This is a genomic window from Erysipelothrix aquatica, from assembly GCF_009828775.2.
Classification (GTDB): domain Bacteria; phylum Bacillota_I; class Bacilli_A; order Erysipelotrichales; family Erysipelotrichaceae; genus Erysipelothrix; species Erysipelothrix aquatica.
In genome coordinates this window covers 45,774-58,189 of sequence record NZ_WTSY02000008.1, presented here as the reverse complement: position 1 = coordinate 58,189, position 12,416 = coordinate 45,774, and the positions used below count along the sequence as shown (strand labels likewise).

The 12,416-nt window shown below is 38.9% G+C and carries 11 protein-coding genes; 7 read left to right on the top strand and 4 right to left on the bottom strand.

Features of this window, described 5'->3' with window-relative positions; genetic code table 11:
* Window positions 1–750 carry a carbohydrate deacetylase gene (locus GVV20_RS03770; protein ID WP_159740036.1) on the top strand — a complete coding sequence of 250 codons (750 nt, stop codon included), beginning with the start codon at window positions 1–3 and terminating at the stop codon, window positions 748–750.
* 36 nt (window positions 751–786) lie between these two features.
* Here GVV20_RS03770 and GVV20_RS03765 read toward each other — a convergent pair whose 3' ends face one another.
* A complete protein-coding gene (locus GVV20_RS03765) occupies window positions 787–1,581 on the bottom strand; it encodes an ABC transporter permease subunit (RefSeq protein WP_159740037.1) in 795 nt (264 codons plus the stop codon).
* Window positions 1,565–2,443 (bottom strand): ABC transporter ATP-binding protein, encoded by an 879-nt coding sequence (locus tag GVV20_RS03760; protein WP_159740038.1) that lies wholly within the window; start codon window positions 2,441–2,443, stop codon window positions 1,565–1,567. Before GVV20_RS03760 ends, GVV20_RS03765 begins: the two co-directional genes overlap by 17 nt.
* Window positions 2,444–2,684: 241 nt before the next feature.
* Between GVV20_RS03760 and GVV20_RS03755 the strand changes: the two genes are divergently transcribed.
* A complete protein-coding gene (locus GVV20_RS03755; protein WP_159740039.1) occupies window positions 2,685–3,203 on the top strand; it encodes a DUF308 domain-containing protein in 519 nt (172 codons plus the stop codon).
* Between the two features lie 56 nt (window positions 3,204–3,259).
* Here the strand turns inward: GVV20_RS03755 and GVV20_RS03750 are convergent, their stop codons facing one another.
* Window positions 3,260–3,703 (bottom strand): GNAT family N-acetyltransferase, encoded by a 444-nt coding sequence (locus GVV20_RS03750; RefSeq protein WP_159740040.1) that lies wholly within the window; start codon window positions 3,701–3,703, stop codon window positions 3,260–3,262.
* A gap of 233 nt (window positions 3,704–3,936) precedes the next feature.
* On the opposite strand from GVV20_RS03750, the gene GVV20_RS03745 reads away from it, so the two are divergent.
* From GVV20_RS03745 to GVV20_RS03725, 5 genes are all read left to right on the top strand, one after another.
* Window positions 3,937–4,413 carry a GNAT family N-acetyltransferase gene (locus GVV20_RS03745; protein WP_159740041.1) on the top strand — a complete coding sequence of 159 codons (477 nt, stop codon included), beginning with the start codon at window positions 3,937–3,939 and terminating at the stop codon, window positions 4,411–4,413.
* Window positions 4,414–4,431: 18 nt separating this feature from the next.
* Complete coding sequence (locus GVV20_RS03740) at window positions 4,432–5,025, top strand: YczE/YyaS/YitT family protein (RefSeq protein ID WP_159740042.1); 594 nt, start codon at window positions 4,432–4,434, stop codon at window positions 5,023–5,025.
* A 271-nt stretch (window positions 5,026–5,296) separates the two neighbouring features.
* Window positions 5,297–7,879: a calcium-translocating P-type ATPase, PMCA-type gene (locus tag GVV20_RS03735; protein WP_159740043.1), complete on the top strand. Its 2,583-nt coding sequence runs from the start codon at window positions 5,297–5,299 to the stop codon at window positions 7,877–7,879.
* Window positions 7,880–8,014: 135 nt separating this feature from the next.
* Window positions 8,015–11,026 (top strand): MucBP domain-containing protein, encoded by a 3,012-nt coding sequence (locus GVV20_RS03730; protein ID WP_159740044.1) that lies wholly within the window; start codon window positions 8,015–8,017, stop codon window positions 11,024–11,026.
* Window positions 11,027–11,257: 231 nt separating this feature from the next.
* Window positions 11,258–11,527, top strand: a complete 270-nt coding sequence (locus GVV20_RS03725) for a hypothetical protein (protein ID WP_159740045.1) — start codon at window positions 11,258–11,260, stop codon at window positions 11,525–11,527.
* 15 nt (window positions 11,528–11,542) lie between these two features.
* Here the strand turns inward: GVV20_RS03725 and GVV20_RS03720 are convergent, their stop codons facing one another.
* Window positions 11,543–12,295 carry an alpha/beta hydrolase fold domain-containing protein gene (locus tag GVV20_RS03720; protein WP_159740046.1) on the bottom strand — a complete coding sequence of 251 codons (753 nt, stop codon included), beginning with the start codon at window positions 12,293–12,295 and terminating at the stop codon, window positions 11,543–11,545.
* Between the last annotated feature and the right edge of the window lie 121 nt (window positions 12,296–12,416).

Below are 12,416 nucleotides of genomic sequence, written 5' to 3'. Positions count from 1 at the left end.
ATGGGAAAAGTAATTTTTAATGCAGATGATTTCGGATACAGTCGAGGTATGAACTATGCAATCATCGATTCGTTCAAATATGGAATTTTGACATCAACAACACTCATGGCAGGGATGCCTGGATTTGACCATGCGGTAAGTTTAGCACACGAAAATCCTGGACTGGGAATTGGTGTTCATCTTACCTTAACGTGTGGCTATCCGCTTTGTGCCAATCATAAAACAATAGTGGATCATACCGGTCAATTCAAGAAACTTTCGTATTTTGAATCTGATCAAGACTATGACCTCAACGAAGTCTATCAAGAATGGGACGCACAAATAAAAAAAATCTACGATGCGGGATTAACACCCACACATCTTGATAGTCACCATCACGTTCACAGCTTTCCAAAGCAACAGGACATTGTTATCGCATTAGCACAGAAGTACAACTTACCTGTGCGGAATAACTTTGCATTACCAGATACAATCGCTCATGTAACATACTTTGAACCGTTATTTGATTTTGTGGGGATTGAGCCAGAGCATCGTCTTCATGTGTATTTAAGTAATTTACTTAAAGCGATACGTGAGCACGAGAGTGTTGAAGTGATGTGTCATCCTGGCTATCTTGATTTCGATTTATTTGAAGGATCAGCATTATTAAAGAATCGTGCGTATGTAACGCAATTTTTAATTCACTCCGACTTTGCAAAAAAATTAAAAATGGATGAAACGATTTCGTGTGTTACCTATGCGGATATCTAAATCTTCGATAAAAAAGAGCCTGATTCAAGTCAGGCTCTAAATATTGATGTCACGTTTTTGGAAATGATACATCCCGAAGCAGAAAGTACCGATTGCGAGCAGACTCCATAAGCCAATGGAAAGGAAATCTACAGTACCCGCGTAAATTTGATCGGGCATGCTCGTATGTAGAATTGAGATGAATTTTAAAGGTTCGAGTGCCTCTACCATTTGTGCCATCATTCCCAAGACATACGGAATAAATACAACCGCCATAGCAACACCCATTGTGGATAAAGATGTCGGAAGCAATAACGATAAGCCAGTACCTAAGACTAAAAATACTTCGGCAAGGATCCAAAAAGAAGCAAAGACGGGGAGTGATTGCATCACTAAATCATTCAGAAAAATACCGGTTGGAAGAAAAATTGCAAAAGTAAGACAACTTACCAAAATCATGACGGTGGTAACAATTGTTAGAACGAGTGTGTTGGCTGCCAGTTTTTGGAGTACAAGTTCCGAGCGTGTGATTGGCTGCGCATACAGAAATTCAATCGTGCCATCACGAACTTCCTTACTAAATGTATTCAACCCCAAAACAATGGCATAGACTGCAATTCCCATCATAATGTACTGCATAATATAACCGTAAAAAACCTCTATCTTACTAAAATCAGGGAAATGATCAAAACCAAGTACTTGTAACATTGAATCCGGGACGCCTTGGATGAGTGCTTGCATCGAAGTATCGGCCATAGTTGGATAAAAGGCCATAAATCCAACAATCATTGCGGATAAGGTAACGATCCAAACAACCATACTTTTCATGTTGAGCTTAAAGTGAAGTTTCATGAGTGTTCTCCTTATAGTATTCAATGAACTGATGTTCGATGGACACATCCTCAATGATTAGGTCTTGTAGGTCACGGTTGTGCAATGTTGTCATTAAGTCATTAAGAGGTAAAGTAAAAATTGCAGCAATACTTGTTGCGTCTTGAGATAAAACTTGGGATGCCAATGCTTCCAAACCTCGAATATCTCCTTTAACCTTGACAAATTTTCCTGATAAAGGAAGTGACTTCAGATCAATTGTCTGGATAATTTTTCCTGACTTGATAAAGATTGCGCGGTCACAGTGTTCCTGAATTTCCCGAAGATTATGACTTGAGATGAGGATTGCCGTGTTTTTAGACGCTGCATGTTTTGTGTATTGAAATAACATTTTTTGAATGAGTGGATCAAGTCCGTTGGTTGGTTCATCCATGATTAGGACTTGAGGCTCAATTACTAAAGCACACACAATCGCAACTTTCTTCTTGTTTCCTAAAGAGAGTTCCTTCATACGCTTGTGGGTATCAACTTGGAAGTCGTCACACAAAGTATCACGTAATGTAATGTTGGTACAGTTATGGGTACGCATGGTGTGGTTTATGACCTCCAGTGCTGTGAATTCAGGATAGAAATTCACTTCGCTAGGGACATATCCAAGCACGTGCTTAATTTCCTTCGATTTAGCGACACAAGACATATTCAGAATTGAGGCATCACCGTGGTCAGCAAAAATGTAGTTTAGTAATACTTTTATGGTTGTTGATTTACCTGCACCATTCGGACCAATAAATCCAACAATTTCTCCAGGATGGACGTCAAAGGATACATTATCAATGGCTTTTGTTGTGTGGTAGGATTTACTAATGTTGTGAATTGAAATCATACAAGAACCTCCTGATAGTTTTATTATAGTCCGTTGAACTCATAATACAATTACTTTCGTGTTATAAAGAACAGATATTTAGGTTGGCGATTATGAAGAAAACGTATACAAAGATAATGTTTGTGTATGGAATTGCAATTATCTAAAATTATTGTGATATTTATGTGAAATTAGATGTGAATTACTGTGAATTGGAATAGTTAGGGTTTATGATAGACGTATACATAAGGGGGAAAACAAAATGGAATATACAAATGAAAAAGATAACAAATTAAAGAGTGTTATTGTCGGTATTTTATATGTCATCTTTGGAATCATCGTTGTGATGAATCCAATGACAACACTTTTATCAATTTCACTAATTATTGGGTGGGGAATGCTTGCTGTTGGAGCAGTCCTAGTATTAAACGGAATTCGCTTACGTGCGTTCCCACAGATTTCAACTATGAATACAATTGAAGGAATCTTGTTATTGCTCTTAGGGGTTATGTTCTTATTTACAGACTTCATTAAGAGTACGCAAATTCTTGCATACCTCATGATGTTCTGGATTATTACAGATGCAGCATTACAATTACAGTTCGCATCAATGATCCGTACCGCATGGGCACGTTATGTTGTTATTATTGTGGATGTCATCGTGATTGTTTATGCCGTTTCAATGTTATTCAATCCATCAGCAGTTGAGAGCTTCATGGTTCTCATGCTTGGATTTGGATTTATTGTTCAAGGTGTGAACCGCGCATTATCATCACTTTAATCGATAAAGATAAAAGGAAGTACGACAGTACTTCCTTTTTTTTTTTTTTTGTTTGCTCATTCAAAGAATTTTTCAAATTTCAATTGTTTCTTATGTGATGCATAGTCATTGTGTTGATAAAAACCATGTGCATTGACGCGGTTTTCTGACGATAGCAAGCGAATACCAACTGTCTGCTGTTCGCGCGCCCATAATTCCGCCGCATTGAGCAGTATCTTTCCAATACCTTGTCCCCGATAATTTTGATCAACGGCAATTGCCATGATATTAGTCATTGCAGGACCAAGCAATGAGTCGTAACGATTCACATGAAGAAAACCGACCACTACATTTTCAAGCACTGCAACCTGTATCTTATGATTTGGGTCCGTTCGTAGTATTCGGAAGTTAGACTGAAGGGTATCAAAATCATAATCATATCCAAGTTCAATTCGCGAGAGATTGTGAATGGTTGCAAGATCTTCCATGGATGCAGGCCGAACGAGTACTGTATTAGTCATTGATAAACCTCCATATTCTATATTAAAATTGTAACTCAATTTGCATCAAATAGCACCCCTAACAAAACTGTATTTTTCTGAAAACATTTCACGCAATACACACATAAAGCGGTTACAATTGAACTTGCAGAATAAACTTGCTAAAATGTATAAGCATTAAATACACAGTTTAATAGAAAAGCGATTTACGCAGAGCTCAAGTAGTTCTTTTTCAGTCATAAAAGGAGAAAAATATGATTAGACAAGCAACGAAGCAAGATGCAGAAGCCATTAAGCTTATTGTCATGCTCGGATGGGAACAAGCGTACAGTGACCTCATTCCCCAAGATGTGCAAGAAAAATTTATGGAACGATTCTATACAATCGAAGCCATCAAAGAGCGCATTGAAACACAAGAATTTGTAGTGGCAACGCAAGATGACTATGTTGTCGGATTCGCAAACTATGATATTCGTGAGGAAGACACCCGTCTGTTATCCCTTTATGTGTTACCGACCCACCAAAAAGATGGTATTGGAACACAACTTATGGATTATGTTGAAAATGATCCCCGCGTTCAACATCGAATCCTTGTGGTAGAACTCGAAAATGGTAATTTTATTGGTGAGACGTTCTATAAACGTAAAGGCTTTGAAGAACTTGAATATTTAGCTGATGATGTCTTTGGATATCCAGTTAAAACAATCATTTTAAAGAAAGCAATCAAATAACAGAAACTAGAGGAAGTTATGAACAAATTGGTTCGGTATGGATGGCTCTGTTTAGGGGCATTTTTGTCTGGATGTGGTATTGCGATTGCAATGAATACAGGTTTGGGTGCGGACCCAATAACAGTATTCTTTGATGGTTTATCCAAAACGTTTGGGATAACAGTTGGCATGGCTAGTAATTTTACAATGATGGGCATGGCACTGATTGCCCTTATCCTTGATCGTAAACAAGTAGGAGTTGGGACCCTTATAACACCATTTTTTGTCCAAGCGGGTATTGATCTTACCATGCCTCATTTTCCTCAGGTTCAAATGTTGCCATGGAATTACGTCATGATGTTTACGGGGTTGGCGGTATGTGCGTTTGGGATTGCGATGGCAATCTATGCAAATGTCGGACAACAAGGGACCGATGCGATGATCTTGTCATTGAGTTATCGTTTGAATCAACCGTATCATCGGATTCGTTGGGGAACAGATTCCAGTCTCCTCGTAATTGGTGTGCTCCTTGGTGGTCAATTTAATCTTGCCACCGTGTTGGCGACTTTAAGTCTTGGAAAAATGATTAGCTTCATTTACTCCAAAGTCTTTGATCAAAATCATACAATTTAAAACGACCTCAGTGGGGTCGTTTTTTGCGTGTGAACATGTTTAACGTTAACACAGAATTATCAATGTTTTTTCTTTGTATTCTTTGACTATACAAGGTTCATTTGATAGAATTATAAACATAAAGGGAGTAGAAGCCTGTCATACAGGTCGCGTTGTCGTCAATACGACTGATAAGTCCGGGAGCGCGTTCAATTCGAGACTTTATCCATGTATTAAGGGCGCGGATAGAGTTTTTTTTATTGCTATCCAAGTTGAAAGAAGGAGGTTGCCCATGGAAGATAAAAAACTATATACGAAATCCTTAGACGAATTGTCTAAAGAGATGGATCTCGTAAACGGTTTGACTGAACAACAAGTCATTGAATCCCGTGAAAAAAACGGAGAGAACAAACTTGTTGAGCAAAAACGTCGTTCACTTGCAATGCGTTTTATAGATCAGTTTAAAGATGTAATGATTATCATCTTACTTGTTGCTGCTGTAATTAGTGGTATTGCAGGTGAAGGTGCTGATGCAATCATTATTATCGCAATTGTTGTGCTAAATGCAATTATTGGTTTGGTACAAGAGGATAAAGCAGAAAAATCATTGAAGGCACTACAAGATATGTCGACACCCCATGCGAAAGTCATTCGCGGTGGACACGAACAAACAATTAGTTCACCAGAATTAGTGGTTGGAGACATACTCGTTCTCGATGCTGGGGACTTAGTTGCAGCTGATGTTCGGGTTATTGAGTCGAACTCACTCCAAGTGCAAGAAGCATCCCTGACTGGAGAAAGTGTTCCAGTTGAAAAAGAAGAAGACATCGTGTTGCCAGAAGATGCAGTCTTAGGAGATCGTAGAAATATGGCGTACTCCTCAGGAACTGTAACTTATGGTCGTGGTCGTGGCGTTGTATCGGCAGTAGGAATGAATACCGAAGTTGGTAAAATTGCGACACTTCTAAATGAAACCAAAAATGATCCAACACCACTCCAAGTTCAACTGAACCAATTAGGTAAAGTCCTTGGTATTGGTGCAGTGATTGCATGTAGTGTTATTTTAGTGGTTGGGGTGATGAATAATCATGACCTTCTCGAAATGTTCCTTACAGCCGTTTCTTTAGCTGTAGCGGTTGTTCCTGAAAGTTTACCAGCTGTTGCGACCGTTGTCTTAGCTTTAGGTGTTAACCGTTTGGTTGAACGTAATGCAATTGTTCGTAACTTGCCATCTGTTGAAACACTGGGATCTGCAACGGTCATCTGTAGTGATAAAACGGGAACGTTGACACAAAATGTTATGACAGTGCAAGAATTCTGGACTGAAAACAGTCAAGAAGAACTTTCACGAGGATTGCTCCTTTGCAATGACTCACGTAAAATTGATGGAAACTGGGTTGGTGATCCAACTGAAACAGCACTTTCTGTTTGGGCAGAAGTTGTTGGCCTAAATGCTACGGAGCTACTTGCAAAACATACACGTTTAAACGAAGTTCCATTTGATTCAGGACGTAAACGTATGAGTACCATTAACGATATTGACGGTGTCAAAACAGTCTTCGTTAAAGGTGGTGTTGATGAAATTTTAAGTGTTGTGAAGTACATGGAAGTTAATGGAGAAATTCTTCCAATTTCTGATGACTACATTGCACGTATTCAAGAAAATAATAAAGCAATGGGTAGCAAAGCACTCCGTGTCCTTGCACTCGCTAAAAAAGTTGTGAACGAAACAGAACTTGAAGCATCCGAAATCGAGTCTGATCTCGTATTTGTAGGGATTGTAGGGATGATTGATCCGCCACGTCCAGAAGTTACAGAAGCGATTGCATTAAGTAAAAAAGCTGGAATTCGTGTTGTTATGATTACCGGAGACCACGCTACAACTGCAGAAGCAATTGGACGAGATATTGGCTTACTAGAAGATGGCCAAATGGTTGTGACAGGTAAAGAAGTTGATGAAATGTCAGATGATGACTTATTCAATCAAGTCCAACACATTGGTGTTTATGCGCGAGTTTCACCAGAACATAAGATGCGTATTATCTCAGCATGGAAACGTCATGGCGATATTGTTGCGATGACCGGAGATGGTGTTAATGATGCACCAGCATTGAAACGTGCTGATATTGGTGCTGCGATGGGTGTTGTTGGAACGGAAGTTGCGAAAAGTGCAGCGGATATGGTCTTAACTGATGATAACTTTGCGACAGTTGTTGTTGCGGTTGAAGAAGGTCGTCGTATTAAAGATAACATTATCAAATCGATCGCATACCTTCTATCCTGTAACATGGGTGAATTAATCTTACTTATGGTTGCAATCTTAATGAACTGGGATTCACCATTATTACCAATTCACTTACTATGGATTAACCTAGTCACAGATAGTCTTCCAGCATTGGCACTTGGTGTTGATGAAGCGGAAGATGATATCATGGATCGTGCACCAGACCGCAGTAACTCAATCATGTCAAAAGAATTGATGTGGCGTGTTGCTTACCAAGGAATTGTTGTTGGTGGCGCTGCATTGTTTGCTTACATGTATGGTGCTGGTTTACTTTGGGAAGCTGGAAATACAGAAATGGGTCGTACTATGGCATTTATAACATTGGGATTCTCTCAATTAATTCATGCATTTAGTGTTCACTCCAAATCTAAATCAGTCTTTACATCATTCTGGAAAAACAAATACCTCATTGGGGCTGTTATCTTGAATGCAGCAATGATGTTGGGTGTTCTCTTCATACCAGCAGTTAATGATGTATTCTCATTAGGTTACTTAGATGCTCACCACTGGCAAGTTGTGTTAACAATTATGTTCGCACCTCTAGCTATTGTAGAAATCATGAAATTGTTAAAATTGAACGGAAATAAATAAGTTAACGAGCAAAGTGTCATAATTAAGGCACTTTGCTTTTTTAATTAACAGATTACACATTAAATTCATACACTATTAATAGAATTGTGATATATAATTGTAGTATAGAACAAATCACCTGGGGGGGTAAAAGATATGAAAAAGACTTTTAGAACATTATTGTCATTTTTTCTTGTCGCAATGATTGCAGTATCATCGATGAATGGTATCGCTGCAGATAATACGCCACAAGAACCAAAAACAGTCAATGTTCGTTTCACAATACCTACAAGTATTGCGAAGAAAAAAACGAACTATACATTCTCAATTCGAGAAAAAGGTAAGCAAGATTGGACGTTCCATGGTCTGTATGAGACAAGTGAAGGTCTACAAATAAACCTTAACGTGTCTGAGAACACAGACTATGAATATGTGCTTAACTATTTTGATAACAGAACTTACTACAAAGTCATTGGCGATACGTTGTCAGTTGATGGTGAAACTGCCATCACGAACACGACACGCGAAAATGGATTAGTGTCATCAGAATTAGTGAAAAACGAAAATGAGTCGTATTGGAACTTAAAACAAGAAAGTCATCCAGTCACGAATAAGTTTGAAGCAAATAGCATGGTGATGCTTTCGGTGGACCCAGAAAATGCGACACCGTACTTAAATGTTTATGATTACGACGGGTCGTTAGTTCCTCTTGAACGCGGTTACCGTTATACCTTCTATAAACCATCATATAAGAACATGCCTGATGGGGTTGATTTCCGATATGAAATAAATGCACCCGGTTACGAACTTGCGACTGGTGCAATTCATTACAATCAAGGAAATGATGGAACCGGTACATTTATTGACACTGTAGGCCATGAAGCTGTATTTTCTGGTCCTTTCGCAACATTTACATTAAAACGAAGCAATGTAAGTGTTGATGTAATTGTCCCTAATTTGTTAAATGACACAGAGGTTGCAACGTCTTCGCTCAAAGATACGACAACAGTTAAATTTGAACAAGACCGCTTCAACATTGATCTAGGTGGTCAAACAGAAGATACAGTTACAATGACGTTTGTTCTCGAGAACTATGTTCCTGTGACAATGATCGTGAATGTCAAATCAGATGGTACCGTTACGGTTATCAACGAAAATGAGTTGTCCACTGCTGTTAAGAATCTCAACATAGTTGACAATAAAATCTCATTCAATCAACTTCGACAAGGCCCAATTACAGAAAATCCTGACGGGTCCGGTGTTGTTGCTTTTGGCAACCTAAAAGAGTATTTTGGAAGTACAGGTAGTGTAATTCCTGGACAGGTTAACTCACATCAATTCCGAATTACAAATCCAAGCAATAACCGTTACCGTATCATCGGTGCAGAACTCTTTGCTAATAACGATGCAGTATTTGCAAATGGTATGTATCGAACAGAATCAAAAATCATCAAATCGTACTATGAGCACTTTAATCCAACTTACGAGCTTAAAGAAGGCAGTGCAGCCTACCTTTTTGATTTTGAAGCCATTAATGGTATCTCACTTTACGATGGAATTTTAAAAGAATATCAACGTACAAAGCCTGAATTGGAACGTCTTGAAGATCTTCCAGCAGATGAACTGTTGAATATCTTTACAATGAATTTTGAATTTGACAGTAGTGTATGGGAAGGAAATCCCAATGCAGACTATGCTGTGCAAGTATCTCCGGGTCAGTTCGCGATTCGTGAACAAGATCCGAAAATGCTGGCATTGGGTCAACATCACCTTTTCAACAATGCCCTATACCTATCGTTTGATCAATCCTTGTATCCATTAAGTTCAGTCGCTTCAGGTATGGCAAGCAGTTTACAATTTAACGAATATCTTGAAGGTACACCTGAAAATCGAGAAATGACCCAAGCAATTTTTAAAAACATTGGCGTCATTGAAAGTGGAACCTATGTTGATTTTGACAATTTCGGATATGTATTGGATGGAAACATGGTTCCTAACGCATATAAGCCAACCTTTAATTCTTTTGATTTTGGTTTTAACCTTCAGTTAGGAATCGTAGGAATCGATGGATATGCCTTCCATGATTCGGATCGTGATGGTTATCAAGATGAGAATGAAACGGTAATGGCAGGCGTAGAGCTTGAGTTACTCTCAAATGGCGTAGTTGTTGCATCGTCGCAAACCTCAGACAGTGGCTATTATGCATTCCCAAATGTGGATCCAGGGAACTATCAAATTCGGGTGAAGATTCCGGAAAATTTCAATATCACAAGCAAAGTGAATGCGTTGTTAGGAAACCGTTTTGATGCTTCAGGATTGTCGGATACAGTTACTGTTGTCGATAACGAAAACTATCACTACCGGGTTGGTTTTGTTTCGCCACTACCTGTCGTGAATGGGACAGTCGAAGCCAAACATGTTCTTGTTGACGAAACGGGAACAATTGTTGAAACGTTGGATGTTGAAACAATAACTGGAAAAGTAGGAAGTGCTTATTCATTAAGTCCAAAAACATATGATGCATATGAGTTTGTCCGTCATGAGGGAGCACCGGCAAATGGATCATTTACCGTCGACAGTCAGAATATGACATTTATTTATCGTAAAAAGGCTGCAACATTGATTGTTAATTACGTTGATGAGAATGGTAAAACAATCGTCCCAACAACAACATTAACTCACAAAATTAATGATACTTACACGGTCTCGATTCTTGATATTGATGGCTATACCTTTAAATCGATTCAAGAGGGGTCAGCTCCTTTAAGTGGAAAATTAGGAGCAGGGGATACGGTAGTAACCTTAGTTTACGCACAAAATACAGGTCCGGTTATTCCCGATGCTGTTGTTCTTGAAGTGAACTATCGTGATGAAAAAGGACATGTTATTGCACCGCAAGTGCAAACAACACATGACTTAAACAGCCCTTACGTTGTAACGCCGATTGCTATTAAGGGATATACATTCAAACGCATTGATGTGACTTCAGAGCCGTTGGAAGGAACACTCACAAAACCGAAAACAGTTGTAACATTGGTTTACGAAAAGAATGAAAGTGATAAAAAACTTCCGAATACAGGAGTGTCTCAATCTCATCTTGGATTTATCTTAGTGGGTGTGGGTCTTGTAATTATCGGTATGAAACGTCGCAAGCGTGAAACTGTCTAGATTTATCAATGATCAGTCGTGAATGGCCATCATTAGGAAAGCGCACCAAACAGGTGTGCTTTTTTTTATCTTACGGATATTTCAGACTTTTGATTTGTGATATTATCGACATAAATTATCCACATACTTCATATATAAAGCCTATATAAATTAGGAAATTTTGTTCAAATCATAATTTGTAGTCTTACTAGAATTCGCATATAGTTTATATATAAAGGAATTGGTGAAAGTATGAACATGCAAAGAAGCAAACATGCCCGTCAATCTGGTTTATTAACAATTGTCTTGGTTTGGGTTGTTCTTCTGACCTATCATTACTCATCGGTATCAGCGAAAACTCCCGATCCGTATAATCAAGCCTTAAACTCAGTTGAAAGAAAACAGAAGATGGATGATGACCCCATTGAATTAGAACGTATCCTGACAATTGCAGGAATTGGTATTGCAATGGTTGGTGTTGGTCAATATCTGATATCGCATGGCAAGTATCGTATTCGTTAAAAAAACATAGCAACGCTATGTTTTTTTATAGGGATGAATAAAAGCTGTCAGTGGTTCCACAATATCTTTAAAAGCAGTGGTATCGATCTCGTGGATGCGTTGCGTGCTGTGATGGAGTTCAGCGTGTGGTGCATGGTCAACGATGTATTTGGATTCACGGAAGGGGACATCAGGATCGAAGATGCTATGCCAAAGAAATGTCGGAGGCAAGAGTGTTGGGTCGATCGATGGGGGTGTGGTTTGAAGTTGCTGTAACCATGTTCCTGTTTGTCGTGCGTTTACATACAGTGCGTATCGCGATTCAACCGTTGATCGATATGGCGGAATCGTTTGAATCATGCGTGCTAATGATGAGGGGTTTAGTGTTGGGTATTGCATGTAATGTTTGTTGGGCTCTAGAAGCCATTGGCGATCACTAATCGTATAGCCATAGAATGCGATAATAAATTCAGGTGCAAAATAACGGTGTAATTGAAAGGCGAGAAATGCGCCTGCAGAACGTCCGAAGAAACTATATTGCGTCAGCGCGTCGGTGTCGATACATAATCGAATCGTGTCCCTTAATGATTTAATAATATCGTCTAAGGTTGCTTCAGGTGCCAAAGGGTAATCAATGGCGATGATATCGTAACCGTGTTGGTGCCAATAGTCGCGAATATCTTGCGGCAAATCGTCGCGATTACCAAACATCAATCCGCCACCGTGAAAATAAAACAGGGTTGCATGTGCATGTGGCGCGCGAAAGTATGTTGTGTGATTGGGTGTCATAATCAAAAACCATCCTTATACACGATATCATAATCCTAATTAAGATGAATGCCCTTAGCCATTTAAGGGAAAAAAACGAAAGATATTGCATGTTATGAGCAATGACAGCATGTTTTTTTAG